Here is a 25,800-nt window from a genome sequence, read left to right as displayed (position 1 = left end):
GTAACACGTGGGAGAGTAGGTCGGTGCCAAATCTTAAAAGAAACCCTTCAGCAGAAATGCGGAAGGGTTTTCTTTGTTTAAGGCCTTTCTGTAGCTGTACCTGTCCCCGTTTCAGCATTAAGCAGCGGAGAAAAGTTAAGGAATTGTTCCCGCAGGTTACATTGATCTTCGCAGCGCATATTCCATCTTCCCTTTGCACTTCCGCCCTGGGTGCTATAGCCCTGATGGGAGTGGGCACGGAGCCGATCCTTCATTGGCGGAGTAGAACGGACAGCAGGACGGGACCCAAACTAAAGGCTACTGCCACTGCGCTTCAAAAACTCCTGTTATTTCTACCATTAAGGGATGAAGAAAAGTCAGAGGGGCTTGTTCCTGCATGTAACACTGATCTCCGCAGAACCTTGATCCATCTTCCCTTTACACTTCCGCCCTAAGTACTATAGCCCTGATGGGAGTGGGCACGGAGCCGATCCTTCATTGGCGGAGTAGAACGGACAGCAGGACGGAACCCAAACTAAAGGCTACTGCCACTGCGCTCCTAAAACTCCTGTTATTTCTACCATTAAGGGGTGAAGATAAGTTAAGGGGCTTGTTCCCGCAGGTTACACTGATCTCCGCAGAACCTTGATCCATCTTCCCCTTTACACCTCCGCCCTAAGTGCTGTAGCCCTGATGGGAGTGGGCAGGGAGCCGATCCTTCATTGGCGGAGTAAAACGGACAGCAGGACAGAAACCAAACTAATGGTTACTGCCACTTCGCTCCAAAAAAAGATTGGAGACTATACTTAAGTGAAAAGAAGATTCAAATGATAGGACTAAGAATTTGCTTCTTCTTTAACCGCTAATTGCCCACAGGCCGCATCAATATCTTTACCACGGCTACGGCGGATATTGGTATTGATTCCCTGGCTTTTTAGATAATTGGAAAAAGCGTCTATCTTATCTCCTTCTGCATTGGTGAAATCTGCGAAAGAAATGGGGTTATATTCAATCAGGTTTACCTTACAAGGAATATGTTTACAGAATTTAGCTAAATCCATAGCATCAGAAATTTCATCGTTAAAATGATTAAAAACGATATACTCGTAAGTTACCGGGTTTTTGGTTTTAGCAAAATAGTATTTAAGCGCATCTGCCAATGCTTTTAGGGAATTGGCCTCATTAATGGGCATGATCTCATTGCGCTTTTTATCATCAGCAGCATGAAGCGAAAGTGCCAAATTAAATTTTGCACCATCATCACCTAATTTCTTGATCATTTTAGCAATACCAGCAGTAGAAACTGTAATGCGCTTATAGCTCATATTTAAACCGTCTGGAGCAGTGATACGCTCAATAGACTTCAATACATTCGCATAGTTTAAAAGCGGTTCTCCCATGCCCATATACACAATGTTGGTAAGGGGATTGTTGTAGTTCTGTTTCGCTTGTTTATCTATTAATACGACCTGATCATAAATCTCATCAGCATTTAAATTACGCTTGCGGTCCATGTAACCCGTTGCACAGAATTTACAGGTTAAACTGCAGCCTACCTGTGAACTCACACAAGCTGTCATACGATCCTCTAAAGGGATTAAAACCCCCTCTACAATATTACCGTCTGCTAACCTAAAAGTATTTTTAATGGTATGGTCGTTACTGAACTGTGAATTATTAACCTGAACCGCATTAATGGTAAAAGTTTCATCCAATACCTTACGAAGATCTTTAGAAAGATTACTCATCTGCTCGAAACTCGTAGCCGATTTCTCCCAAAGCCATTGGTAAATCTGCTTAGCCCTAAATGCGGGCTGTTGCATTGCTACAAGGTGCTGCTGCAATTGAGGTAGATCCAATGCACGGATATCGGTTTTTTTTGCTGTTACCATTTGTTGCAAAGGTACTTAAAAAAGGTGTAAGGCAGAAAGGTAGAGAGTTGAGGGGGCCTGTAAGATGCCAAATTTTACAATTAGTTGGCTTATCTTCCTCTGCCTCTTGAGTTTGACTTGCTGATAGCCTTACCTTTGGCAGGTCTGGAATTTCTGTTTCCGGTGTTACTTTTACCGGTAGGTTTTGAGCCTGCGTGACCAACCTGTTTTTTGCCCGAAGATTTTTGGCCTGATGATTTCGCTTTAAATGATTTTTTTGGTTGTTCTTCCCTAAGTTCAGGGATTTCTTCCCAGGCATTTGCTTTTTTCTTAGTAGTGCTTTTGGGCTTTGATTTAGCTTCAGAAGATGAATTTTCAACACTTTTGGTGATGCTTTTCATCTCATCTTCTGTAAGTTCTCTAAATTCTCCAGTCGGAATACCCTTTAAATTGATATTCATGATACGTGTACGCTCTAGTTTAGTCACTTCGTAACCAAAATGCTCACACATTCTACGGATCTGTCTATTTAACCCCTGAATTAAGATAATATTGAATACAAATGTGCTGATTTGGCGCACCTTACATTTACGTGTATTTACCCCCAAGATAGGAACGCCATTACTCATTTCGAAAATAAAATCTTCGGTAATAGGTTTATTAACCGTAACGACGTATTCCTTTTCGTGCTTATTCCCTGCCCTTAAAATTTTGTTCACGATATCGCCGTTGTTGGTCAGGAAGATCAGACCTGACGAATCTTTGTCCAATCTGCCAATGGGAAATATTCTTTCACTATGGTTTACGTAATCAACAATATTATCGCGTACGCTGCCTTCAGTCGTACTGGTAATACCAACAGGCTTGTTAAATGCTAATAGGATGAAATTACTTTCTTCTTTGGGTTCGATATTATGGCCGTTAACCATCACTTTATCTCCTGCAAAAACCTGATCGCCTACTTTAGCTCTTTTTCCATTGATAAAAACTGTACCTTTTTCGATATAACGATCTGCTTCGCGGCGTGAACATAATCCACTTTCGCTGATGAATTTATTTAAACGGGTTGCAGAGTTATTGTTCATGCTGCAATTTTACGGAAATAAATTGTGTTATCCATTCTCCATATTGGCAACAAATGAATGAACGATACTTTTAAGCGTAGCTAAAGTTTCATTTTCGATAATTACCGCTTCGCTAGTGATTTTAGCTTTTGCAAATGAGATGAGTAGGGGCGACACCCTTGCTTCAATTACCGTTAAAATATCGATGATAGATTGATAGGCTTTCTCCCCTTGGGTTGAGGCAACCAGCGCTAAAACTGGCTTCTTAGAAAATGATGCTGAACTTACGGTCCAATCGAGTAGGTTTTTTAACGAGCCGGGTAAGCCCATAGCATATTCAGGCGTAGAAATAATGATACCATCTGCCTGCCGGATGCTTGACCGAAGCGCTTCGATGGCCTTTGACGGATTTTTCTGATCTAAATCAGGGTTGAAATGTGGAATATCTGCAATAGATGGAAAGCTTGTTACCTCAAAATCTTCACCTAAAAGCCTAGAGATAGCTGTTATGTACAGTGCATTGGTTGATAGCGCTTTCGTGCTTCCTGAGATTGCCAATATTTTTTTCATTGCTAAAAATAGCAAAGCGAAAATGGAATATCAAGGTGGGCTGGTAATCGCGAAGTCATTTCAAAACGGGCCATCGAAACGCACCAGGTTTCGACAGCCTATTCTGAACTTATTAACAACTAAAAGTTTTGATCATCTGCACTTGGACCATAACTGCCAGGGATTGGGATATCGAGTAATCTTAAGTAAACACCTAACTGTGCCCTGTGGTGAGTGGTTTGGCTAAGTGAATGGCGGATGGTTTCGTATTTAGAATAATCGGCCAAAACCTGTTTGCCCATACTTAATACCCAACGGCCATTTAGGTCTTCTTCCGTGGCTTTTTCTAATTCTGCTTTTCCGAGTGCATAATTTTTCTCTAGAATTTTAACCAGATCATCGGCACTTTCTGCAGGTTGTTCTACATAAGGTGCTGTTTCAAAATCCAGTCCATCAGTAGTTAAAGCCAGCGAAACCCAACTTGGCAGATCAGCAATATGAACTGCAAGCGATTTCATTTTCATACTTTTTTCGTGTGGTGCCCAGTCAAATTTATCTGCAGGTACAATAGCCAGGAATTTTTTTGTTGTATTAAATTCTGCTTCCAGCTCTTTCAATAATAATTTAATAATATCCATATTCTTCTGTTTTGTTTTTTCTAAAGTGTTTAAATCCATTAGTAATAAATCGGCTATACTCATGATTTTGATGTTTAGTTACACAAAGAAAATAGCGCCTACTGACAACCCTATGGCAGTGCGAAAAATATTTTTTTAATAATTTACAGGAAGCAGATGCATGTATTCGCTCAGCGGCATGTGTTGTGTTTTTTTAAAGGGAATACCTAAGTTTTTAAGGCAGATAATCCGGATGAGGTTAAAATCACGGTATTCGTTACGGTAGTGGCACCAGGCAATTAAATGCCAGCTAAAGGCATAGAAAATCAAGCCAATTGGTTCTACTTCTCTTTTACTCACTTCTTCTTTATTGTTTTTGTAATCGAGCTCAATGAGGTGTTTTTCGGCAATGGCGTGCTGAATAAGTGATAGATATTCGAAATTAAAATTTAACCTTTCCGGAATCTGTAATTTAATATGTTGATTTAAGGTTTCAAGCTTTTCTTTCTGACCTGTTTTTAATACCGCCTTTACTTTAGTTAATGCTGTAGAATAATGGCTACGGATAGAGTTATCGGCAAATCCACTTACTAAACTTTCAACCAATAGCAGCGCATTGGCTTCATCCATGTTAAAAGAAACCGGTGGCAGAAAATAACCCTGCACCAGATAATAGCCTTTATGCTGCTCAAAACTTACCGGTATGCCTTGTTCGCCTAAGGCTTTAATGTCTCGGTAAACCGTGCGTATGCTCATATCAAATCTTTCCGCAATTTTTTCTGCGCTAATGTATTTTCTGGATTGAAGCAGGGTCAAAATTCCGAAAAGTCGGTCGATACGGTTCATAGTTTGTTTTTTTAGGCAATTAAAATTAAAGTTTTTTAATCAATTTTTCTTGTGGTACGTTATTTGTAAAAGATAAATACATATCATTTCTACAGTTAAACCGTTATAACTAGGGTTTATCATGCATAATCTGAATTAAATGGCTGTTATACAAAAGCGTTTCTTCCGGGCAATAAAAAGTAAAGTAATTATAGGTTTTCTGTTTGCCTGTTTTGCATTGCTATTGGCCTGGGGCATCAGTAAGTTTGCTTTTACTCGGATGCTGGATACCGTTGAAGAAATTTCGGCCCCAAATGATCGCTTAAGGATCGTAAATGACCTTTCACATAAAATTGCCCGTTTAGATCAGTTACAAAGAGATGAAGCCTTCAATAAACAAGGTACTTATAGTTTTCTTAAGGAATCACGTAAGTTAAGGAATAGTTTAGATACGTTACGTAAATTGTACAGGGGTGATTCTGCCCAGTTGGCGCGGATAAAGTCGATAAAAAATCTGTTAACCGACCGCGACAAACAATTTATCAATTACTTAAAGGTGAGAGAAACGTTGGTGAACACCAAATCATTCTCTGATGAGGTTCAGAAATTAAATGAGCTTGTTGCTACGCGTACCAGACAGACGGACAGTGCGATACTGACCACCGAGACAACTACATCAACCACTACAGTTGCGCCTGAGGGAGAACAGAAATCGAGAGGTTTTTTGAGTAAACTTTTTGGAAAGAAGAAATCAGAGGTGTATAAAATTATTAATGAGGAATTTAAAGTAAAGCGCGATACTTTAAATGCAAAGGCTGAAGACAGCATTATGAAGAGTATGACGGGTTCGTTAAAAAATATCGAACTGGAGCAGCGTCAGAAAAGCCAGAAGTTTTTAAAACGTGAAGCAGATCTATCAAATGCCAGCAATGCTTTAACGGCCCAGATGTTGCAGATTTTAAGAGAGGTTGAAGGTGAAGCGGTGGCTCAGGTAGATTTGAATGGTATACAGGCTAAAGAAGTGGTTAACGATGGGATTACACAGATTACAACCATTATCATTATCTTTTTTCTGTTAACGGTTATTCTGCTGTATCTAATTTTGGCCGATATTACAAAGAGCAACAGGTATAGACGGGCATTGGAACTTGCTAAAGATGAGGCAGAATACCATGGTAAAGCAAAGCAACGGTTCCTGTCCAATATGAGCCATGAGATCAGAACGCCGCTACAGTCTATTTTAGGCTATGCAGAGCTGATTACCCAACAAGATATTCCTGATAAGAAAGATGTGGATGCTATTTATCAGTCTTCCATTCATTTACTTCAAATTGTTAACGAGGTATTAGACTACAACCGGATTATTTCGGGCGAATTTAGCTTCAATAACCAAGTATTTAATATCCGGAAGGCATTGGATGAAGTGGTTTCGGTAATGCGGCCATTGGCAGAACAGAAATCACTTCAGTTAAATACAGTACTTGATCTTGCCGATTTGGAATTTGTAAATGGTGATGCTTTTAGGCTAAAGCAGATTTTATTTAACTTATTGGGTAACGCCGTAAAATTTACGTTAAAAGGTGAAATTAAGCTTTCGGTATCGTATAAAAAGCAAGGTGATGATCTGCATTTTCATTTTACCATAAAAGATACCGGAATCGGGTTTGAAGAAAAAGATATCCCTAAAATCTTTAATGAATTTGAGCAGATAGAATCTCCTGAAAAATATATTATCAACCAGGCTGGTACAGGTTTAGGGCTACCTATTGTTAAATCTTTGATCGAAACACAAGGCGGGAGGATTTATGTGAAGAGTAAACCCGGCATTGGTACCACATTTAATATTTACATGAAATATGAAAATACCACTGAGCGTGTAACCGATACTTTAGATTTAGAACATTATGCGATTGTAAACCCAGGTACGGTTTGGGTAATTGATGATGATAAGCTCATTCTGGATTTATGTGGAATGATTTTTCAGAAAAACAAAATCCCGTTTAGAAGCTTTACCCAGGTAGCCGATATCCTGCACGCAGCACCTGAACCAGATTTAAAATACATATTGATTGATATGCGCATGCCCGAAATGACAGGTTTCGAACTTTGTCATTTATTAAAAAAGAAACTCCCTGCGCACATTAAATTTTATGCCATTACTGCACAGGTTTTACCCGAAGAACGCGAAATGGTTTTGAGCGAGGGCTTTGATGGACTGATAATGAAACCATTTAGGGCTGTAGATATCCTATCTATATTTGATAGAACCGAAATTTTAACCCAGCAGCCTGAATTCGATTTCTCTTCCATTGAGAAAATGACCTTTGGCGACCAACAAATGCTGGAGAAAATATTGAACCGTTTTAAACAAGATTCTATAGATGACGCTGCAGCGTTGAAAAAACATTTAATCGATAATGATCCAGATCAGGCCAGGTTACTGGTTCACCGCCTTGCAGGACGCACGGCGCAGATGGGTTCGAAGACTTTGGCAAGCGCATTCCGCACCCTGGAATTAGAAATTGCCGAAAAAGGCTTAACTGCTGATATCAAATCTGAAGTTTTATTACAGATCAGAAAACTGGATAGCTTAATTGCCTTTATGGAGGAAATCGACTACGCCAATGCCGGGTAACATTATTCTATGCCGTAACGCTCCATTTTTGCATACAATGTTTTACGGTCGATGTTTAAAATCTTAGCGGCTTTTGACTTGTTATGTCTCACTTTGATCAGCGTTTCAGTAATCAACGCTTTTTCATTCTGTTCGTTTACTGCTTTAAGGTCGGATGAATTACCTGGAGCTGACTGGTGGCGGACAGAAATTACCATTTCATCAGGTAACGCGCTAATCTGTGCAACATCTCCCGGGCTCAATAAAACCATGCGTTTAATCACATTGCTAAGCTCGCGCAGATTTCCTGGCCAATCGTAATTAAGCAAAAGTGTTTTTGCCTCATTAGAAACACTTTTTACATTCCGTTCTAAATCGCGGTTTGATAGTTGTATAAAGTGGTTGATAAACAGTTCTAAATCTCCGCCCCTATCTCTCAATGGCGGAAGCTGGATTTTGAACTCATTTAACCGATGATATAAATCTTCTCTAAACTCACCTTGTTGCATACTATTGGCCAGATCATCATTCGTAGCCGTAATGATGCGAACATTAACAGGAATCTGTTTGGTGCTGCCTAAAGGCTGAATTACTCTTTCTTGTAATGCCCTGAGTAATTTAACCTGCACTTCGTAACTCAGGTTACCCACCTCATCTAAAAACAAAGTTCCGCCGTTGGCAGCCTCAAACTGGCCTTTTTTATCATTTACGGCCCCTGTAAATGCTCCTTTTACGTGCCCGAATAACTCGCTGGCGGCTAAATCTTTCGATAATGCACCGCAATCGATTGCAACGAAAGGTTTATCAGAACGTTTACTCTGCTGGTGCAGCGTTCTGGCTGCAAATTCTTTCCCTGTGCCACTCTCGCCTTGTATAATTACCGACATATCTGTTGGGGCTACCAAATTAATATGTTCATATAGTTTATCTGCAATTGCACTTTTCCCTTTTATAAAGTCACTGTTTGTTTCTTTTGGTTCAACGCTTTTTAAATCCTTTTTAGCCAAAGAATTTTTGATCACCATTAATAACTCGTCAGGGTTAACGGGCTTGGTAATGTAATCAAAAGCACCCAATTGAATAGATCTAACTGCAGTTCTTACATCATTAAAACTGGTCATTACGATTACAGGTATAAACAGCCCCAAATTACGGATGTGGGTAAGTACTTCGAGCCCTGTCCCATCTGGCAGACGGTAATCGATTAAAAGTAAGTCGAATTCATTGTTTTCAACTTGCTTAAATGATTGCTTTACCTGGGTTACAAGAGTAATCTCATGACCATTTTTTGTTAAAAAGCCCTCCAGTAATTGAGCAAATGTGGTATCGTCTTCTAAAATCAGGATTCTCGCCATATAACAAAAATAAGAAAAGCCGGACATAATCCGGCTTTCTTGTAATAGGTAGATGTAATTATTTGGGTTTTTATTGTACTGGCTTACCGTCTTTATCAATTTTAACCGAACCAGTTTCTGCTTCTTTTTTAACATTGATTAGGTAATATTCTTTGGTACCTTCTTTTACTGACCAAGCCTCAGTAGCGGTCCATCCTTTATAAGCATCAGACTTTAATGCTGTTGTAACTGGAGCAGGAAGCTCTTCCAATTTAACCGGAGTTTTTACTGCGCTATCTTGAACGGCAACAATTGCCGCATTTTTGATTGTATTTACTTCACTTGCTTGTACTGCTGAGAATCCTGCAAAAGCTAAGAACGCAGCTGATAAAATTAATTTTTTCATGGTATCTTTTTTTAGTTTAATGCGCAGCCCGAAGGCCCGCTTATATTGATTAATGCCTGTACGGCGTATTTATTTGAAATTATTGAACAGGTTTACCGTCTTTATCAATTTTAACTGAACCAGTTTCTGTTTCTTTTTTAACATTGATTAAGTAATATTCTTTAGTACCTTCTTTAACAGAGAAAGCTTCAGTAGCTGTCCAGCCTTTGTATGTATCCGATTTTAACGCGGTTGTTACTGGTTCTGGTAATTCTTCCAATTTAACTGGAGTTTTTACCGCACTATCTTGAACTGCAACGATTGCAGCGGTTTTGATTGTATTTACTTCACTTGCTTGAACTGCTGTGAATCCTGCGAATGCTAACGTAGCGGCTAAAATGATCTTTTTCATGATATCTGTTTTTAAATATGGTTTGTAACTCGTGTTACGTTAAATACTTGTTAATGATGAAGCGCTAACCGATTTTTATTTATTGAACAGGTTTACCGTCTTTGTCGATTTTAACTGAGCCAGTTTCTGCTTCTTTTTTAACGTTGATTAAATAATACTCTTTGGCACCTTCTTTTACTGACCAAGCTTCAGTAGCGGTCCATCCTTTATAAGCATCAGATTTTAATGCTGTTGTAACTGGAGCAGGAAGCTCTTCCAATTTAACTGGAGTTTTCACTGCACTGTCTTGAACTGCAACAATTGCTGTAGTTTTAAAATCTTTTGCTTCACTTGCTTTTACTGTTGAGAATCCTGCTAATGCTAATACTGTAGCTGCTAAAACGAACTTTTTCATAGTATATATTTAAAAATTTAATTTGTGTAACAATACTTGCTAATGTTTCACAATGATGCCAAATTCACTTTTATACTTAATTTGTTGTTTTATAGCTGTTTATGTGTGTGCCGGAATTTTGGTGCTGTGGAGTTCCTCCACATTTTGGGGTGAATGACTACAAATTTTATGATTAATAACAAATTCGTGTGCCGTCAGATGGTAACATCTGACGGCACACGAAATATTTTCAAAAAAATAATTTTCAATTTTTAAAAAAGAAGATTTTTTTCTATCATTGCAGCCCGATTGAAAGCCTCCTTAGCTCAGCTGGTAGAGCAACTGACTTGTAATCAGTAGGTCATTGGTTCGATTCCGATAGGAGGCTCTTTTTCTTCCCCATTTTTCTAATTTCTTTAGAAAAGTAATTTAAGAAATCATTTTACTATCAAAATAAGCCAGGTATAGAAAAATATTTTTATTTGATCCGGTTATTCCGCTAATTTGCGATATGTTAAAATACTTTTCAGCCGATTGGATCTTTCCTGTTTCATCTCCACCAATTAAAAATGGGGTGGTAGTTGTAAATCCAGATGGCGAAATTGAAGAAGTGTTAACCAAAGAAGAGGCTGGGAGTCTTGATTTGGATATCATAGCATATAAAGGCGCAATCGTTCCAGGCTTTATCAATACCCATTGCCATTTAGAACTATCACACCTACTGGGCCAAATTCCCGAGCAAACGGGTTTGGTAGAATTTGTACAGCACATTATTAAAAGCAGACAGGGAGATATAGAAGAGATTAAAGCGGCTATGTACGCTGCCGAGAAGAAAATGTTTGAAAACGGGATTGTAGCTGTTGGCGATATTTCCAATCAAATTTCCTCAAAAGAAGTAAAAGAGCAGAGCAAAATATACTACCATACCTTTATCGAAGCTATGGGCTTTAATCCGGAACGGGCTGATGCAATAATGGATTACGTTAAAGGCATTAAGCAAGCTTTTGGAACTTTACCCAATTCAATTGTACCACATGCGCCTTATTCGGTATCTCCGGAATTATTCAAATTAATAAAAGCGGAAGCAGAAAAAGATAATATTTTTATTAGTGTTCACAATCAGGAAACCGACGATGAAAATGCTTTCTTTGAAAATAAAACAGGTGAATTTTTAGATCTATATCAATTCTTAGGACTGGATATTTCTTTTTTTGCTCCCACAAAAAAAACATCCCTACAAACCTGGTTACCCTATATTAAGGAACAGAAGACTTTGTTGGTGCATAATACTGTTTCGAATAAAGCTGATATAGCCTTTGCGAAGGAAAACAACAACAACCTGTATTGGTGCCTTTGCCCGCAGGCCAATTTATATATCGAAAATGCTTTACCTGATGTAGATCTGTTAATTGAAGAAAATGTAAAGATTACCCTCGGAACAGATAGTTTGGCTAGCAATCATCAACTTAATATTCTATCAGAAATGCTCACCTTACAAAAATGCAAACAGGTTTCTTTTGAAAAATTGTTGAGTTGGGCAACCATAAACGGCGCAGAATTTTTGGAGCTTGACCAACAAATTGGAACAATAGAAATTGGTAAAAAGCCAGGATTGAATTTAATCCAATTGTCGGCTGATTTTAAAATTGAAAATGACCAGGTAAAAAGGCTAATTTAATTATATGAATCCCATCTGTAAACTTTTCAATATTAAATATCCTATTATACAGGCCGGAATGGTTTGGTGCAGTGGCTGGAGATTGGCCTCAGCGGTTTCTAACGCAGGGGGACTTGGTATTATTGGAGCGGGTTCGATGTATCCTGATGTTTTAAGAGCGCACATTCAAAAATGCAAATTAGCAACCCAACTGCCATTTGGCGTTAACATTCCATTGCTCTATCCTAATATTCAGGAAATTATTGATGTAGTAGTTGAAGAAAAGGTAAAAATTGTATTTTCTTCTGCTGGTAATCCTGCAACATGGACCAGTTTTTTAAAAGAAAAGGGTATTACTGTTGTTCACGTAATTGCGAATACAAAATTTGCCATAAAAGCTCAGGATGCTGGTGTTGATGCCATTGTTGCAGAAGGCTTTGAAGCGGGTGGGCATAACGGCAGAGAAGAAACCACCACCATGTGTTTAATCCCGATGATAAAAGGGGTTGTTAAAATTCCGGTCATCGCTGCTGGTGGTATCGGGAGTGGTAAGGCTATGCTTGCTGCATTTGCCTTGGGTGCTGATGCGGTTCAAATCGGTTCGGCTTTTGCTGTGGCCGAAGAATCGTCTGCTCACGAGGCATTTAAACATAAAATTGTTGCGGCCACTGAAGGCGATACTAAGTTAGCCATGAAAAAATTGGTTCCGGTAAGGTTACTGAAGAATGAATTTGCCAATGCTATAGCCAATGCTGAAGCTGAAGGAGCAAGCCGGAACGAGCTGGCAGCACTTTTAGGACATGCCCGGGCGAAACTGGGGATGTTTGAAGGTGATATGGAAAAAGGCGAACTCGAAATCGGTCAGGTTTCGGCAATGCTGAAGGAGATTAAACCTGCAAGGGCTATACTCGAAGAAATATGGCAGGAATTTAAAGTAGAAATTGCCCGCCTTACTCAAGTGCAAAACGAATTCGATAGCTAAATCAACATACATTTAACGGCTTATCTCATCTTTTCAACCGAAATAATTTTACAAAGTAAAATGACCCCTCATAACCGGAATTATGATGAGTTATAAGAAGTCATTTTACTTTGCTTTATCACCTAATGGTTAACCATTTTCATTGCAGCTTCACTGTACCGCTCACCTATTACAGGATATTTTTTAATTAACCCATTAATTTCTGTAAGGTCGGTGCCGGTTAATTCAACTTCAATCGCACCCACATTCTCTTCCAGGTATTTTCTTTTCTTGGTTCCTGGAATAGGAATGATGTCCTCACCTTGGGCCAAAACCCAGGCTAGTGCAAGTTGTGCAGGTGTACAGCTTTTTGACTCTGCAAATGCGGCAAATTCCATTATTAATTTATTGTTGTTCGCTACATTTTCTTGTTGGTAACGTGGCAAAGTTCTCCTAAAATCGTCATCGGCTAGAATATTTACATCAAGCGTATTGGTAACCAGGCCCCTTGCCAATGGAGAGTAGGGCACAAGTGAAATGCCAAGTTCGCGGGTTGTTTGCAATATGCCATTTTCAACATCCCTACTCAACAGCGAATATTCACTTTGCAGAGCCGCAATTGGGTGCACGGCATGAGCCTTTCTGATGGAAGCAGCAGAAGCCTCGCTTAGTCCGAGATAGCGCACCTTGCCTTCTTTTACCAGATCGGCCATAGCACCAACGGTTTCTTCAATAGGCACATTTGGGTCAACCCTATGGGCATAGTAAAGATCAATGGTGTCAATTTTCAGACGTTTCAGGCTCTGTTCAACTGCAATTTTTATCCAGGCCGGAGAGCCATCAAAATATGTTCCTACAGCGCTAATAGGTCCCGCTATACCATCCTTAAAACGAAAACCGAATTTCGTTGCGATAAATACCTTGTTGCGGTTGGGTGCCAGTATTTTGGAGATCAATTCTTCATTGGCACCATTGGCATACATATCAGCCGTATCCCAGAAATTGATGCCAAGGTCAAGGGCTTTTTCCAGGGTTGCCAAACTTTCTTTATCATTTGTAGGGCCATAGGCAAAGCTCATGCCCATGCAGCCAAGGCCAAGTGCAGAGAGCTGTTCGTTTGTTGTTCCAAGTTTTCTGTATTTCATAGTTGTTATATTTTGTTTTCTCAAATGTAGATATTGCAATAAAATCACCACTTATAACCATCAAACAGATCGTTATAATAATCAAACAGCCTGCCGCGAACGAGTGGGGGCCAAACCGGTATGTTTTTTAAAGAACAAAGTGAAATAAGAAGGATATTCAAAACCGAGGCTGTAGGCAATATCGGCTATGTTCCAATCGGTATACTGCAATAAAGCTTTAGCTTCTTTAATAATCCGGGCAGCAATATGGGTGCTAGTGGTTTTTCCAGTCACCTCTTTTACTGAGCGGTTGAGGTGATTGATGTGTACAGAGAGGGCAGTGGCATAATCGGTTGGATTTTTGAATTTGAGTATAGATGCGGGCGAATCAATGGGAAATTGCCTTTCTAATAATTCAAAAAACAGATCAGAAACCCTTGAGGAGGCATTGACATACTTATGGAAATTCGTGGCCGGATTATTTTTCATGGCCTCATGTATCAACAGGTGGAGAAAGCTGCGCAGTACATCGTATTTATATGGATAAATAGAGCACATTTCTGCCTGCATTTTTTTAAATATAGCCGAAATTTCGGCCAATTGCACCTCATCAGGAAAAAATATAGGGTTACAGCCAATCTTGAACAAAGGTGAGTCGCGCAGGTAATAAACCCGTTCGCTATGTTGAATGAATTCCTCTGTAAAAAGGCAATACCAGCCCGATTGTTCTTCTGATTCTGCCTCCCATGAGTAAGGTACAATGGGGTTAGAGAACAGTAATGCCGGGCGGTCGATCTGTATCCATTTATCTGCGTAATAGATCTTACCCCTGCCTATGATTAGAGACACCTTATAAAAATCCCGGCGGCTATAGGGGCTCAGCACAGCACAGCTCTCCCTCGAGAATACATTGATATGCCCGATGCCCGCATTGTTTAACGGAACCTCTGTTGGCGCATGGCTGGGAAGCCTGCCATAAAAATCGCTTACGCTTTCAACTTGCATCAATCACAAATTTATAAAAATCAAATAAATCTACTGAAGATCTTAATTTTTTTCTTAGACGATGGACAATTCCTGTTTTGCGGTTTAAATGTACACTGTTATGGTGCATTTATTTCAAAAGGCTTAAAAAAGGATCAGAAATCTGAGGATAAATTATTGATTGGAACGATTTGAACATTGACAAGCAAAAACCTTTTAATATAATTGAGACGTGCCATCACTAATATCGCAAAACGTGTGGGATAAAATTATTTTTCCAGGCGATTTTGTTTCACCCTTCAAATTAGCGGTATTGGACTTTTTCGAGTAAAGAGACGGTGTGTGAGAGGTTTTGGATCATTTTATCTTTAAGTTCGATGGTTTTGTTCTTCTCACTTAGCAGGCTTTTTAGCCTTTTGATCTCTTCTGCAGATGCTTGTGTTTCTTTTTGACTGAGCTCGGAAAATAGCTTCCCCTTTTCGTAATAGCTGAAAAAATTGTAGCCCAGTATTTCACTCACAGTTGCGAGTAAGGAAACATCCAGGGTAGAACTATTGATGATTTCCTGCGCCTTGGTTTTGCTAATGGCCATTTTTTCTGCGAATGTGGAAACAGAAATTTCTTTGGTCTTCATTTCTTTCCAGATCATCAATCCTATATGTACACTCATTATCGTCTCCGTTTTAAAGTTCAAATTACCTAAATGTTAGTCTATTCAGGAAAAAATAGTGTTAATGATAACCAGTCTAATTATAACTTTGCTTTAACTGGTAATTTTGCCGTTTTTTAGGAGGATTTTGCTTTATAAAGCACGAAGCCAGTCTGTAAAATAGCGTAGCAGATACTTTCGACTTTAATTTATACTTATGTCGGTGAATTTTAGAACAATTTAACCAAATAATTGTGCAGGGCTTCGTTAAATCAGCTCAATGCCGTTGTTAACAAGTACTAAAGAATTGTGATAATTCATTTACCTTTGCAGCTTTAAACATTTCAACTTTAGGGCAATAAATGAAACATCTCAATATAATAGTAACGGGTAAAGTGCAGGGCGTTGGTTTTAGGGAAACTACTAAGATTATTGCCAACCAAATGATGGTAAATGGTTTTGTGAGAAACGAAAAAGACGGCTCAGTATATATCGAAGCAGAAGGCGAAGCAATTTTTCTGGAAGAATTTGTAAACTGGTGCCACGAAGGTCCCGATCGTTCGCGCGTAGAAAATGTTGTGGTAAGTGAAGCCGAAGTAAAAAACTATCGTAATTTTGAAATTTTAAGAAAATAAATTGCTGAATTGTTGGATTGCTATATTGTTCTGTTAAGGAGCTTATCTCAATACGCAGTACTCAAATCTCAATATAAATGTCTGTATATAAAAAATTCGCTGGACAAACGCTGATTTACGGTTTAAGTACCATCTTTTCGCGTTTATTCAATTTCATCTTAACCCCAATTTACACAAGAGTTTATCCAACAAGTGTGTATGGGATATTTACCAAGATGTTTAGTTATGCCTCCACCATCAATCCGATTTTGGCGTTTGGAATGGAAACCACATTTTTCCGATATCTAAATAAACACGAGGATAAAAAACAGGAAGTGTATAATAATAGCTTTTTGGTTATAGCTTTTATCTCCACGCTTTTCCTGATAACTGGATTAGTTTTTTCAGATTATTTAGCCAGGTTTACCTTAAACGGAAGTATTTCTGAACTAGCTAACCAGAAATTATATGTAAAGTACTTTGTATGGATTTTATTTGTTGATGCAATTAGCGTAATTCCTTTTGCTAAACTTAGGGCTGACGGGAAGCCGTTTCGTTATAGCCTGATTAAGTTCTTAAATATTGGCATCTTTGTAGGCTTTAACCTCCTATTTATCTTTGTTATTCCGTGGTTAATTAAAAATGATGGTTCTCTAAGTCACTGGCTAGCTTCTTGGTATAAAAGCAAATGGGTTGGTTATGTTTTTGTTTCCAACTTAATTGCAAGTATCATTACGTTTGTAATGTTATTTCCACAGTTTTTAGAAATCCGGTTTAAGTTTAATAGAGCGTTATTTAACAAAATGTTTGGTTATAGCTGGCCTGTGCTTGTAGCTAATCTATCGTTTATCATTAACGAAACACTCGACAAAATTTTATTAAGTAAATATTTGCCAACTAGTATTGCCGATCATGACATTGGCATATATGGCGCTGTGAGTAAACTGGCCATTTTTATTAGTATTTTTAATACCGCATTTAGGTTAGGTGCAGAGCCTTTCTTTTTTAGTCATGCTAAAAATGCCAATGCCAAGCAAACTTATGCCACCATTTTATATTATTTTGTATTAGCATTATCCGTACTCTTCGTTGGCTTAACTGCAAATATTGAGCTTATAAAACATTTTATTTCACCACCTTACTGGGTAGGCCTTGGTGCCGTGCCATACTTATTGTTTGGCTATGTTTGTCTCGGTATTTATATGAACTTATCGGTTTGGTACCGTTTATCAGATCAAACTCGCTTCGGTTTATATATATCTTCCGTTGGAGCTATTTTTACTATTATAATGAATATTATTTTAATACCAAAATATAGTTATATTGGCTCGGCATGGGTATCAATGTTTGCCTACCTTATCATTATGGTTATTTCGTATGTGCTGGGGCAAAAACATTATCCAATTCCTTACAATTTGAAACGTATGGTTGCTTATCTGTTAGTTTCTGTATTTTTGGTCTATCTTTCTTTTTGGATATTTGAACGCAACATTTATATCGGAAATGGCATTTTAGCGCTATTCCTCTTGGGTATTTTCTATTTTGAGAAAAATAACATAATAAAAATGTTAAAAAAATAACCTCATTTTCTCCAATCTCACATCTCACAAAAAATGGAAATAAAAATTATCAATACATCCGCACATCCGCTTCCACAATATGAAACTGCACATGCAGCCGGTATGGATCTGAGGGCATCAATAACTGAAGAAATGATATTGAAACCTTTGCAAAGATTATTGGTGCCAACAGGCTTGTTTATTGAATTGCCGATTGGCTTTGAAGCACAGATCAGACCGAGAAGCGGATTGGCCTATAAGCACGGTATTAGCATTGTAAACGCACCTGGTACAATTGATGCCGATTACCGTGGTGAAATAAAAGTTTTATTGGTAAATTTATCAGATACAGATTTTAAAATCGTTGATGGTGATAGAATTGCACAAATGGTTGTCGCAAAACACGAAACCGTTAGCTGGCAAACTGTTGAACAATTAGGGGAAACAGCGCGCGGAGCGGGTGGCTACGGGCATACCGGTAAATAGTTTGGAGTTAGCAGTTTTCAGTTTTGAGTTAATTTTTGGATGGATAAAATGATATGAAATACAAAGCACATTTTCTTATCGGCGCTACTTTGGTGAGCTTCCGGGCTTTTGGGCAGGGAACGGTTACGCCAAGTACCAATCGCGATAGCAATATGGTGAAACAATTGTTTTTTGCAGGTTTACGGGAGAAAATGTCTGAAAATTATGTTGTTGCCTCTACCAATTTCAATAAAATTGTTGGCTTAGATCCGAATAACCACGCGGCCTACTTCGAGCTGGCCAATGCAAACCTACGTTTAGACAAGCTCCCCGAAGCTGAACAGAATATAAAACAGGCAATTAAATTAAACGCTGGCAATTTATGGTACTGGCGCTTACTCGGAGAGGTATATAAACGCACCAATAAAATGCCCGAGCTGATTGAAGTGTTTAACCAGCTGATCCGCCTGGATCCCGAAAACGATGCCTATTATTTTGATAAAGCCAATGCACAGTTCTTAGGCAATCAGCTAGATGCTGCAAAAAAGACCTACGATGAAATTCAGGGTAAATTTGGCGATTCCAGGGATCTGGTAAATGCCAGAAAGCGATTGCAATCTAACGGCAATGCCACTGAAAGTGATATTGTAAAATTATTGGAAGGCAATCAGGCCGATGTAAAGAACTATTTATATGCTGCAGGTTTACTTTTACAAAAGGGAAATGATCCGGAAGCATTAAAGGTATTAACCAAAGCACAGCAACTGGAACCGAATAGCTTTGAAGTAAACCTGGCTTTGGCAGATATTTATCGCAAGCAGAAAAATGATGAAGCTGCATTTTCTTCCTTAAAATTGGCTTTTGAAAGCAATGAAATGCCACTTGCTGAAAAGGTGAAGATTATTGCTGCACTTTTTCCCAGCCTTAGCCAGCCCGTTGTTGCCAAAAATGTAACTGAGCTGAGTAAGTTAGTTGCAGAAAAAAATCCGGCTGAAGCAAAAGCGTTGGCACTTTATGGCGATGTGCTTTATCAGCAGAATAATTTAAAAGAGGCATTGGTACAATATCAAGCTGCTTTGAAACTTAACGAACAGGTTTATGCCGTTTGGGAACAGGTCATTAATATCCAAACATTACTTGGCCACTACGAGGAAGCCATAAAGGTTGGCGATGAGGCCTTAAGTATTTATCCCAATCAGGCCAGTTTATATTATTATATGGCTTATGCCCTGTTTAAAACCGGCAAATACGAGCCTGCTCAAAACAATTTAAAAACCTCGTTACAGTTGGATGTGGAGAATAAAAGCCTGCAGGCACAGATTTATGCACTACAGGGCGATATCTACATCAACCAGAATAATTTTGCACAGGCTAAAACAGCTTTCGAAAAAGCCATTTCGATAGAACCCGATAATTATCTCATCATGAATAATTATGCTTACTATCTGGCGTTAAGAAATGACGATTTAACAAAGGCCGCAAAATATGCAGAAACAGCGGCCAATGCAATGCCCAATAATCCCTCAATTGTAGATACCTATGCCTTTATTCTGTTTAAACAGCAAAAATACGATCTGGCGAAAACGTGGATTGAAAAGGCTTTGCAAAACAATAGCAGCAAAAATGGTGTTTACTTGGAGCGATATGGCGATATACTTTTTATGAAAGGTGAAAAGGATGCAGCATTAATCCAATGGCAAAAGGCAAAAGAGGCCGGAAACGGATCAGAAGTATTAATTAAAAAGATAAATGAAAAGAAGTATTTTAAATAGCGCATTCCTGTTAGGAGCTGTAATTTGTGTTTCAGCATGTAAACCTAAAAAAGAAATTGTAGTAGCCCCTCCTGCCAAAACAGAAACCAAAACAGATAATTCGAAAGCAGAAGCCTTAGACTTATTAAATAGCAAACAACTTAAATTTAATACACTTTCTCTAAAAGCAAAAGCAACTTTAGATATTGCCGGCGATGCAAACGATGTAACCATGAATTTCAAAATGAAAGACAAGGAAACCATTTGGGTAAGCGTTACAGCCTTAGGTGGAATGGCAGAGGTGGCAAGGGCTTTGATTACGCCTGATAGCATCAAGATTATGAACCGGATGAAAAGTGAATACCTAAAAAAACCGTTTAATTATATTTACAATTTCACCAACAAACAAGTTAACTTTAATACACTACAGGCTATTTTAACAGGTAATGCCATGGGCGAATTTTTAACACCAGAATCTGATGTTAAACAGGAAAATGGCGTTTGGGTTGTTTCTGGAAGTAAATCGGAGTTAGATTACAAACTGCTTTTTAATACACTTTTAAAAGTATCGGAAACTAATTTAAATGACGCTAAAAATGGTCAGGCTTTAAAAGTTACTTATACCGATTATCAAAAATTAAACGAATCTTTATTCCCAAGTGCATTGCAGATCAAAACGCTATCTAAAGCGAAAAAAATAAATATCGACCTTCAATTTGTAAAAATTGATGGCAATGTTCCGGTCGATTTTCCGTTTAATGTACCAAAGAGATTTACAGTTGTAAAGTAAACTTAAAAACTTCCTTATTGTATGCTATAAATGATTTGCCAAGTATATATACTGGTTGGTACAGAGGCTTTGGCAATCTTGACTGTATATGAAGATTGAGTGAAGACAGTTCTGTAATAAGCAATTATGACTTTAGCATCTCGATTTTAATATTTTTTACTGCAAAATTTTTATACTTTTGGCTTAATGAAGCTACAAAAATTCCTATTTATCCTTTTTTTAAGCGTGTTAACCTTTTCGGCGGTTGCACAAACTGAAAGCCAGCTCAGAAGGAAAAAAGAAGCTATACAACGCGAAATCGAACAGCTTCAAAAGAATTTGAATAAAACTGCCAGCGGTAAAAAACTTACCATACAGCAGATTAATACCATAAATGCCCAGATTAGGTTGCGCCAGGATAAAATTGGTACAATCAACTCTGAAATAAAAAATCTGGATAACCAAATCTCTCAGAACACAAATACCGTACATACATTACAAGGTCAGTTAGGCGATCTTAAAAAAGAGTATGCCGGAATGATCCGCTTTGCCCAGCGCAACAGAAATTCGTACGACAAAATGATGTTCATTTTTGCGGCGAAGGACTTTAACCAGGCATATAAAAGGATAAAGTATTTACAGCAGTTTAGTCAATACCGTAAAAAACAGGCTGGATACATTGAAAATACACAGCAGGACCTGAACGGAAAGATTAAAGTTCTGGATAAAACGTTGAGGGAAAAAAGTGATCTGTTGAAAGAGCAGGAAAGGGAGCGTGAGCGTTTAAGTAAAGATAAAAGTAAACAATCAGTAGAATTAAACAAGCTGAGCAAGGACGAAAAACAGTTTAAACAGGATATTACCAGCCGTAAAAAGCAACAGGCGCAGATAGACAGGGCCATTAGTGCTGCAATTCAGCGCGCTATTGAAGAAGCGAGAAGAAAGGCCGCCGAAGAGGCAAGAAGGAAAGCCGCTGAAGAGGCAAGGATTGCGGCAGCAAAAGCCAAGGCTGAAAATAAGCCTGTACCAACCGCACCTACTGCACCAACTGCCAAAGCAAAATCGACTGGAGAATTGCTTACTGCTACACCAGAGGCCGCCAGACTATCGGCAGGCTTTGAAAATAACAGAGGAAGGTTACCTTGGCCGGTAGCAACAGGAACAATAACTGAAAGGTTTGGTTTACATAAGTTAGACCAGGCAAGTTATACCAACGATGGAGTAGATATCACTACAACTGATGGGGCAACTGTTAGAAGTATATTTGCAGGTAAGGTTGTTATGGTACAAAACATTATGGGTAGAACCGCCGTAGTAATTAACCATGGTGAGTACTTTACAGTGTACCAAAACTTAAGATCGGTTAGTGTGAGTGTAGGTAATTTAGTTGAAACCAAACAGGCTATTGGGATTGTGGCAAATACTGGTGACGACGCCATTTTAAAATTCCAAATTAGAAGAGGCCAGGGAACTTTAAATCCTGAAGCTTGGATTAGTAAATAAACTTAAGACAAGTTAAAATGTCTATATTTGTATAAATTATATTAGTGATGTATCAAGGCACGTTATTAGAGTTTTTAAACATGGGTGGATCGGAGATCGTGCTCATTTTAGTAGTGGTTCTATTGTTGTTCGGAGGTAAAAAATTACCCGAACTTGCAAGAGGGCTAGGGAAGGGGATCAGAGAGTTCAAAGATGCCTCTGACGGTGTTAAGCGTGAAATCCATAGGAATATTAACGCAATGGATTTAGATAAAGAGGAAGCAGAAGAAACAGCGGTAAACCATAGCCAGCGCCATCATCCAACAGAAGAATCGCATGTTGATGAAAAGGTAGCTGAAAGTGCGGCACATACTGAAACCAGTAAGCCTGCTGACGAAAAAATTATAACTGACAAAGAAAAAGTTTAAACAAAAAGTTATGTTAAATACAACAATAGCAGCAATGCTTGGAACACCAGAAATTATCATTATTGCGGTAGTGGTACTGTTATTATTTGGTGGTAAAAAAATTCCTGAACTGATGAGAGGTTTAGGTAAAGGTGTTAAAGAATTTAAAGATGGTAAAGATGGTGTTGATGGCGATCAGGTAGATCCATCTAACCGTGATAAAACCGTTTAATTGCAATAATTTTTAGTTTTGAAGAAATACAGCTCTCTTAAGGAGATTCAAACACTCATTTCGCAAAAGCAATTAACTTTACCCGATTTATTGGCTTATTATTTTAAGCAAATTGAAAATAATGAACACCTCAATGCATTTAATGAGGTGTTTTTTTTATCGGCCGAAGTTCAAGCGAAAGCGGTACAGCAAAAAATAGAAGCAGGTACTGCGGGTAAACTGGCAGGTATGGTAATTGGTATTAAAGATAATATCTGTTATGAAGGCCATATCGTTACTGCATCGTCAAAAATGCTCGAAGGCTTCGTATCTCCATATTCTTCTACAGTTGTGCAACGTTTGTTACAAGAAGATGCCGTTATTATCGGCCGTTTAAACTGTGACGAGTTTGCTATGGGCGGCTCTAATGAAACTTCATACTATGGGGTTGCTAAAAATGCCGCAAATCCCGACCTTGTTCCGGGCGGATCTTCGGGAGGCTCAGCTGTAGCAGTTCAGGCCGATATGTGTTTGTCGGCACTAGGTACAGATACCGGTGGATCTGTAAGACAGCCAGCTGCATTTTGCGGCCAGATTGGGCTTAAGCCTACCTATGGACGTATTTCAAGGTATGGTGTTATTGCATATGCTTCCTCTTTCGATCAGGTTGGACCCATTACATCTTCGGTAGAAGACGCTGCTTTGCTTTTACAGGTTTTGGCTGGTGCAGACGACTATGATTCTACGGTTTCTCCGGTTGCAGTGCCCAATTATCCTGCTCATTTAGGTGAGCGTAAAAAACACAAAATAGCGGTATTAAAAGAAACTATTGAGAGCGAAGCCCTCGATCCCGAAATCAAATCTGCTATTTTAAAATCAATCGAGCAGCTCAAGGCCGATGGGCATACTGTTGAGTATGTTTCTTTTGATCTGTTAGATTATCTGGTTCCGGCCTATTATATCTTAACAACGGCCGAAGCTTCATCAAATCTTTCGCGTTATGATGGTGTTCATTACGGACATCGTAACCTGGAGGCGAAATCGTTAAATGAACTTTATAAATTATCCCGCGCCGAAGGTTTTGGCGAAGAGGTGAAACGCCGTATCCTTTTGGGTACTTTTGTTTTAAGTGCCGGATATTACGATGCTTATTATCAAAAAGCGCAGCAGGTTCGTCGCTTAATCCGTGAAAAAATGGATCAGCTTTTAGAAGAATATGATTTTGTTTTATCGCCTGTAGCGCCTACAGCTGCCTTCAAAATCGGCGATAACGTGCAGGATGCAATTGTGATGTATATGGCCGATATTTTTACCGTGTTGCCTTCTTTAAGCGGAAATCCGGCTATTGCTTTGCCAATAGGCAATAATGCAGCAGGATTACCGTTAAGTATACAATTTACAGCCAAACATTTTGAGGAAGATAAGCTTTTGGCTTTTTCTCAGGCATTTTTATCATAGTTTTATCGTCATTGCGAGGTACGAAGCAATTTAATGCAAAAAAGCATCATAGTTAAGTATAGCAATGGCATTTTATTAACTGTTTCCCAGGTGTAGTCTGGGAGGTTCGCAGGTTCTTACTCTTGTTCCTTGTTATGGAAAGAAAAAGGAATCTGTATAAAGGTTTGTGCGTGCATCAACCAAGGTTAATGAAAATTTGAACCAATAGCCCATGATTAAAAAAATACTTTTTGCTTCAATTTGTGCTTGCTTAGGATACATTTCTTCCGCTTCCGCGCAACAAACACTCAAACTGGATAGTCTTCCGAAGATTCATAACAACATTTTTATCAATACCGATACCGTTGCTGTACCGGTTGTTTCTGAGAACCCATTGAGTATGGGGCAGAACTTTATCTACAAGCTCAGGCTAGATTCTATCGCTAAAACGGTACCCCTTCCATACAACGAATACGTTCAGCAGTATATCGATATTTATGCCAAGCGTAAAGATATGTTCGGTAAAATGATCGGCTTATCGAGCTATTACTTCCCCATTTTTGATAAGGCCTTAAAGGATTATAACATTCCGCAGGAAATAAAATATTTAACTATTGTTGAATCGCAGATGAATCCGCATGCTATTTCGAGAGTAGGTGCAACAGGTATCTGGCAGTTTATGTTCGGCACTGGGAAGGCCTATGGACTAAAGATGGATAACTTTGTGGATGAACGCAAAGATCCGATCCAGGCTAGTTATGCTGCGGCAGCTTATTTTAGAGATGCTTTTGAAGAGCTTGGCGATTGGCTGTTGGCCATTGCAGCCTATAACTGCGGAAAGGGAAATGTGAACCGGGCTATTGATAAAGCGGGATCGAGGGATTTTTGGGTAATCAGACAGTTTCTGCCAAAAGAAACCAGAAATTATGTACCTGCATTTATTGCTGCTGTTTATGTGATGAACTATTCCCACAAACATCAGATTACGGCACAGGCTTCGAACATGTTCCTGAAAACCGACACCGTTCAAACTACCCGTTTTGTATCCTTAGCTACCTTGGCCAAAGCACTTAATATTGACGAACAGGCCATAATGGCCCTAAACCCATCTTATAAGAAAAAGATTGTAAACGGTACAGATGATGAACCCAAGCGTATAGTGATGCCCAAGTTAAGGGATATCGATTACGCCGGTATTTACGATGTGTTAAACAATCAGGAAGTTGATGTGAACATGAAAGTGGTGGCTGCCAGTACTGATGATGTAAGAGATTTAAGAAAGAAAAAAGCTAAAAGTGTAGCTACGTCCTCAATCGTATACCATAAGGTTACCGCCGGACAGAACCTGACTACGGTGGCTGATAAATACGGTGTGGAGGTACAGGATCTGAGGGTTTGGAACGGACTAAAAAGCAAAACCCTGGTGCCCGGACAAAGATTAAAGATCTATGCTAAAACCCATACGCCATTAAAAGCACCATCATCGTTTTTAAGTTACAAAGTAAAAACGGGCGATACCCTTTCGGAAATTGCAGAGAAATTTGACGGTGCAACCGTTCAAAGTATCAGAAGAGACAACCGTTTATCAAAAGCAGGTTTGCAAGTTGGTATGGTGCTGAAGATTAGCAAGGGATAATTTCTTCTTAATAGGGGTACCAGAAAGGTATTGAATTTTAATTTCTGAATCATAAGTCAGTCCATACTAAG

The 25,800-nt window shown here is 38.8% G+C and carries 26 protein-coding genes and 1 tRNA gene; 14 read left to right on the top strand and 13 right to left on the bottom strand.

Going from position 1 to position 25,800, the window contains the following annotated elements:
* Window positions 1-77: 77 nt before the first annotated feature.
* From FHT21_RS24800 to FHT21_RS24775, 6 genes are all read right to left on the bottom strand, one after another.
* Window positions 78-254, bottom strand: coding sequence for a hypothetical protein (locus FHT21_RS24800; protein ID WP_167297359.1), 177 nt, complete (start codon window positions 252-254; stop codon window positions 78-80).
* A gap of 561 nt (window positions 255-815) precedes the next feature.
* Entirely contained in the window at window positions 816-1,871 is a 1,056-nt protein-coding gene (rlmN, locus tag FHT21_RS24795) for a 23S rRNA (adenine(2503)-C(2))-methyltransferase RlmN (protein WP_167297358.1), read from the bottom strand.
* Between the two features lie 89 nt (window positions 1,872-1,960).
* Window positions 1,961-2,935 carry a 23S rRNA pseudouridine(2604) synthase RluF gene (gene rluF / locus FHT21_RS24790; RefSeq protein ID WP_167297357.1) on the bottom strand — a complete coding sequence of 325 codons (975 nt, stop codon included), beginning with the start codon at window positions 2,933-2,935 and terminating at the stop codon, window positions 1,961-1,963.
* A 27-nt stretch (window positions 2,936-2,962) separates the two neighbouring features.
* On the bottom strand, window positions 2,963-3,484 hold the full coding sequence (locus tag FHT21_RS24785) for an NADPH-dependent FMN reductase (RefSeq protein WP_167297356.1): 522 nt from the start codon (window positions 3,482-3,484) through the stop codon (window positions 2,963-2,965).
* A 119-nt stretch (window positions 3,485-3,603) separates the two neighbouring features.
* Window positions 3,604-4,164, bottom strand: a complete 561-nt coding sequence (locus FHT21_RS24780) for a DinB family protein (protein WP_223833434.1) — start codon at window positions 4,162-4,164, stop codon at window positions 3,604-3,606.
* Between the two features lie 72 nt (window positions 4,165-4,236).
* Window positions 4,237-4,926, bottom strand: coding sequence for a YafY family protein (locus FHT21_RS24775; protein ID WP_167297355.1), 690 nt, complete (start codon window positions 4,924-4,926; stop codon window positions 4,237-4,239).
* A gap of 139 nt (window positions 4,927-5,065) precedes the next feature.
* Between FHT21_RS24775 and FHT21_RS24770 the strand changes: the two genes are divergently transcribed.
* On the top strand, window positions 5,066-7,540 hold the full coding sequence (locus FHT21_RS24770; protein ID WP_167297354.1) for an ATP-binding protein: 2,475 nt from the start codon (window positions 5,066-5,068) through the stop codon (window positions 7,538-7,540).
* A gap of 2 nt (window positions 7,541-7,542) precedes the next feature.
* On the opposite strand, the gene FHT21_RS24765 is transcribed toward FHT21_RS24770, so the two are convergent.
* The 4 genes from FHT21_RS24765 to FHT21_RS24750 all read right to left on the bottom strand — a co-directional run bounded on the left by FHT21_RS24765 (window position 7,543) and on the right by FHT21_RS24750 (window position 10,044).
* On the bottom strand, window positions 7,543-8,874 hold the full coding sequence (locus FHT21_RS24765; RefSeq protein ID WP_167297353.1) for a sigma-54 dependent transcriptional regulator: 1,332 nt from the start codon (window positions 8,872-8,874) through the stop codon (window positions 7,543-7,545).
* Window positions 8,875-8,944: 70 nt separating this feature from the next.
* On the bottom strand, window positions 8,945-9,259 hold the full coding sequence (locus FHT21_RS24760) for a hypothetical protein (protein WP_057931901.1): 315 nt from the start codon (window positions 9,257-9,259) through the stop codon (window positions 8,945-8,947).
* Between the two features lie 79 nt (window positions 9,260-9,338).
* A complete protein-coding gene (locus FHT21_RS24755; protein ID WP_167297352.1) occupies window positions 9,339-9,650 on the bottom strand; it encodes a hypothetical protein in 312 nt (103 codons plus the stop codon).
* A gap of 79 nt (window positions 9,651-9,729) precedes the next feature.
* Window positions 9,730-10,044 (bottom strand): hypothetical protein, encoded by a 315-nt coding sequence (locus FHT21_RS24750; protein ID WP_167297351.1) that lies wholly within the window; start codon window positions 10,042-10,044, stop codon window positions 9,730-9,732.
* 294 nt (window positions 10,045-10,338) lie between these two features.
* Between FHT21_RS24750 and FHT21_RS24745 the strand changes: the two genes are divergently transcribed.
* From FHT21_RS24745 to FHT21_RS24735, 3 genes are all read left to right on the top strand, one after another.
* Window positions 10,339-10,411: transfer RNA gene (locus FHT21_RS24745), tRNA-Thr, on the top strand.
* A 123-nt stretch (window positions 10,412-10,534) separates the two neighbouring features.
* On the top strand, window positions 10,535-11,701 hold the full coding sequence (locus FHT21_RS24740) for an amidohydrolase family protein (protein ID WP_167297350.1): 1,167 nt from the start codon (window positions 10,535-10,537) through the stop codon (window positions 11,699-11,701).
* Window positions 11,702-11,705: 4 nt separating this feature from the next.
* A complete protein-coding gene (locus FHT21_RS24735; protein WP_167297349.1) occupies window positions 11,706-12,662 on the top strand; it encodes a nitronate monooxygenase in 957 nt (318 codons plus the stop codon).
* Window positions 12,663-12,784: 122 nt separating this feature from the next.
* Here the strand turns inward: FHT21_RS24735 and FHT21_RS24730 are convergent, their stop codons facing one another.
* From FHT21_RS24730 to FHT21_RS24720, 3 genes are all read right to left on the bottom strand, one after another.
* Window positions 12,785-13,786 (bottom strand): aldo/keto reductase, encoded by a 1,002-nt coding sequence (locus tag FHT21_RS24730; protein ID WP_167297348.1) that lies wholly within the window; start codon window positions 13,784-13,786, stop codon window positions 12,785-12,787.
* A gap of 81 nt (window positions 13,787-13,867) precedes the next feature.
* Complete coding sequence (locus FHT21_RS24725; protein ID WP_243854090.1) at window positions 13,868-14,770, bottom strand: helix-turn-helix domain-containing protein; 903 nt, start codon at window positions 14,768-14,770, stop codon at window positions 13,868-13,870.
* A gap of 283 nt (window positions 14,771-15,053) precedes the next feature.
* On the bottom strand, window positions 15,054-15,419 hold the full coding sequence (locus FHT21_RS24720) for a hypothetical protein (protein WP_167297346.1): 366 nt from the start codon (window positions 15,417-15,419) through the stop codon (window positions 15,054-15,056).
* A gap of 341 nt (window positions 15,420-15,760) precedes the next feature.
* Between FHT21_RS24720 and FHT21_RS24715 the strand changes: the two genes are divergently transcribed.
* The 10 genes from FHT21_RS24715 to FHT21_RS24670 all read left to right on the top strand — a co-directional run bounded on the left by FHT21_RS24715 (window position 15,761) and on the right by FHT21_RS24670 (window position 25,729).
* Window positions 15,761-16,033, top strand: a complete 273-nt coding sequence (locus FHT21_RS24715) for an acylphosphatase (protein WP_167297345.1) — start codon at window positions 15,761-15,763, stop codon at window positions 16,031-16,033.
* Between the two features lie 77 nt (window positions 16,034-16,110).
* Window positions 16,111-17,592, top strand: coding sequence for an oligosaccharide flippase family protein (locus FHT21_RS24710; protein WP_167297344.1), 1,482 nt, complete (start codon window positions 16,111-16,113; stop codon window positions 17,590-17,592).
* A 33-nt stretch (window positions 17,593-17,625) separates the two neighbouring features.
* Window positions 17,626-18,057: a dUTP diphosphatase gene (dut, locus tag FHT21_RS24705; protein WP_167297343.1), complete on the top strand. Its 432-nt coding sequence runs from the start codon at window positions 17,626-17,628 to the stop codon at window positions 18,055-18,057.
* Between the two features lie 53 nt (window positions 18,058-18,110).
* Complete coding sequence (locus FHT21_RS24700) at window positions 18,111-19,808, top strand: tetratricopeptide repeat protein (protein ID WP_167297342.1); 1,698 nt, start codon at window positions 18,111-18,113, stop codon at window positions 19,806-19,808.
* A complete protein-coding gene (locus FHT21_RS24695; RefSeq protein ID WP_167297341.1) occupies window positions 19,786-20,577 on the top strand; it encodes a DUF4292 domain-containing protein in 792 nt (263 codons plus the stop codon). Before FHT21_RS24700 ends, FHT21_RS24695 begins: the two co-directional genes overlap by 23 nt.
* Window positions 20,578-20,763: 186 nt before the next feature.
* Window positions 20,764-22,059: a peptidoglycan DD-metalloendopeptidase family protein gene (locus FHT21_RS24690; RefSeq protein WP_167297340.1), complete on the top strand. Its 1,296-nt coding sequence runs from the start codon at window positions 20,764-20,766 to the stop codon at window positions 22,057-22,059.
* A 47-nt stretch (window positions 22,060-22,106) separates the two neighbouring features.
* On the top strand, window positions 22,107-22,466 hold the full coding sequence (gene tatA / locus FHT21_RS25015; protein ID WP_243854089.1) for a twin-arginine translocase TatA/TatE family subunit: 360 nt from the start codon (window positions 22,107-22,109) through the stop codon (window positions 22,464-22,466).
* 10 nt (window positions 22,467-22,476) lie between these two features.
* On the top strand, window positions 22,477-22,677 hold the full coding sequence (locus tag FHT21_RS24680) for a twin-arginine translocase TatA/TatE family subunit (protein ID WP_029986031.1): 201 nt from the start codon (window positions 22,477-22,479) through the stop codon (window positions 22,675-22,677).
* An 18-nt stretch (window positions 22,678-22,695) separates the two neighbouring features.
* Complete coding sequence (gatA, locus tag FHT21_RS24675) at window positions 22,696-24,114, top strand: Asp-tRNA(Asn)/Glu-tRNA(Gln) amidotransferase subunit GatA (protein WP_167297339.1); 1,419 nt, start codon at window positions 22,696-22,698, stop codon at window positions 24,112-24,114.
* Window positions 24,115-24,325: 211 nt separating this feature from the next.
* Window positions 24,326-25,729: a lytic transglycosylase domain-containing protein gene (locus FHT21_RS24670; RefSeq protein ID WP_167297338.1), complete on the top strand. Its 1,404-nt coding sequence runs from the start codon at window positions 24,326-24,328 to the stop codon at window positions 25,727-25,729.
* The last annotated feature ends 71 nt before the right edge of the window (window positions 25,730-25,800 follow it).

Origin of the sequence: Pedobacter sp. SG908 (assembly GCF_011759615.1) — a bacterium.
Classification (GTDB): domain Bacteria; phylum Bacteroidota; class Bacteroidia; order Sphingobacteriales; family Sphingobacteriaceae; genus Pedobacter; species Pedobacter riviphilus.
Note: the sequence above shows the minus strand (reverse complement) of the source record. Positions and strands in the feature narration are given on the sequence as shown.

What these genes read in the sequence shown, in the direction of transcription:
- FHT21_RS24725 (WP_243854090.1), bottom strand. Translation starts at nt 14,770, where the DNA reads ATGCAAGTTGAAAGCGTAAGCGATTTTTATGGCAGGCTTCCCAGCCAT.
- FHT21_RS24765 (WP_167297353.1), bottom strand. Translation starts at nt 8,874, where the DNA reads ATGGCGAGAATCCTGATTTTAGAAGACGATACCACATTTGCTCAATTA.
- FHT21_RS24740 (WP_167297350.1), top strand. Translation starts at nt 10,535, where the DNA reads ATGTTAAAATACTTTTCAGCCGATTGGATCTTTCCTGTTTCATCTCCA.
- FHT21_RS24700 (WP_167297342.1), top strand. Translation starts at nt 18,111, where the DNA reads ATGAAATACAAAGCACATTTTCTTATCGGCGCTACTTTGGTGAGCTTC.
- FHT21_RS24785 (WP_167297356.1), bottom strand. Translation starts at nt 3,484, where the DNA reads ATGAAAAAAATATTGGCAATCTCAGGAAGCACGAAAGCGCTATCAACC.
- FHT21_RS24760 (WP_057931901.1), bottom strand. Translation starts at nt 9,259, where the DNA reads ATGAAAAAATTAATTTTATCAGCTGCGTTCTTAGCTTTTGCAGGATTC.
- FHT21_RS24750 (WP_167297351.1), bottom strand. Translation starts at nt 10,044, where the DNA reads ATGAAAAAGTTCGTTTTAGCAGCTACAGTATTAGCATTAGCAGGATTC.
- tatA (WP_243854089.1), top strand. Translation starts at nt 22,107, where the DNA reads ATGTATCAAGGCACGTTATTAGAGTTTTTAAACATGGGTGGATCGGAG.
- FHT21_RS24715 (WP_167297345.1), top strand. Translation starts at nt 15,761, where the DNA reads ATGAAACATCTCAATATAATAGTAACGGGTAAAGTGCAGGGCGTTGGT.
- FHT21_RS24775 (WP_167297355.1), bottom strand. Translation starts at nt 4,926, where the DNA reads ATGAACCGTATCGACCGACTTTTCGGAATTTTGACCCTGCTTCAATCC.
- FHT21_RS24800 (WP_167297359.1), bottom strand. Translation starts at nt 254, where the DNA reads ATGAAGGATCGGCTCCGTGCCCACTCCCATCAGGGCTATAGCACCCAG.
- rlmN (WP_167297358.1), bottom strand. Translation starts at nt 1,871, where the DNA reads ATGGTAACAGCAAAAAAAACCGATATCCGTGCATTGGATCTACCTCAA.
- FHT21_RS24690 (WP_167297340.1), top strand. Translation starts at nt 20,764, where the DNA reads ATGAAGCTACAAAAATTCCTATTTATCCTTTTTTTAAGCGTGTTAACC.
- rluF (WP_167297357.1), bottom strand. Translation starts at nt 2,935, where the DNA reads ATGAACAATAACTCTGCAACCCGTTTAAATAAATTCATCAGCGAAAGT.
- FHT21_RS24680 (WP_029986031.1), top strand. Translation starts at nt 22,477, where the DNA reads ATGTTAAATACAACAATAGCAGCAATGCTTGGAACACCAGAAATTATC.
- FHT21_RS24710 (WP_167297344.1), top strand. Translation starts at nt 16,111, where the DNA reads ATGTCTGTATATAAAAAATTCGCTGGACAAACGCTGATTTACGGTTTA.
- FHT21_RS24720 (WP_167297346.1), bottom strand. Translation starts at nt 15,419, where the DNA reads ATGAGTGTACATATAGGATTGATGATCTGGAAAGAAATGAAGACCAAA.
- FHT21_RS24770 (WP_167297354.1), top strand. Translation starts at nt 5,066, where the DNA reads ATGGCTGTTATACAAAAGCGTTTCTTCCGGGCAATAAAAAGTAAAGTA.
- dut (WP_167297343.1), top strand. Translation starts at nt 17,626, where the DNA reads ATGGAAATAAAAATTATCAATACATCCGCACATCCGCTTCCACAATAT.
- FHT21_RS24695 (WP_167297341.1), top strand. Translation starts at nt 19,786, where the DNA reads ATGAAAAGAAGTATTTTAAATAGCGCATTCCTGTTAGGAGCTGTAATT.
- FHT21_RS24670 (WP_167297338.1), top strand. Translation starts at nt 24,326, where the DNA reads ATGATTAAAAAAATACTTTTTGCTTCAATTTGTGCTTGCTTAGGATAC.
- FHT21_RS24755 (WP_167297352.1), bottom strand. Translation starts at nt 9,650, where the DNA reads ATGAAAAAGATCATTTTAGCCGCTACGTTAGCATTCGCAGGATTCACA.
- FHT21_RS24780 (WP_223833434.1), bottom strand. Translation starts at nt 4,164, where the DNA reads ATGAGTATAGCCGATTTATTACTAATGGATTTAAACACTTTAGAAAAA.
- FHT21_RS24730 (WP_167297348.1), bottom strand. Translation starts at nt 13,786, where the DNA reads ATGAAATACAGAAAACTTGGAACAACAAACGAACAGCTCTCTGCACTT.
- FHT21_RS24735 (WP_167297349.1), top strand. Translation starts at nt 11,706, where the DNA reads ATGAATCCCATCTGTAAACTTTTCAATATTAAATATCCTATTATACAG.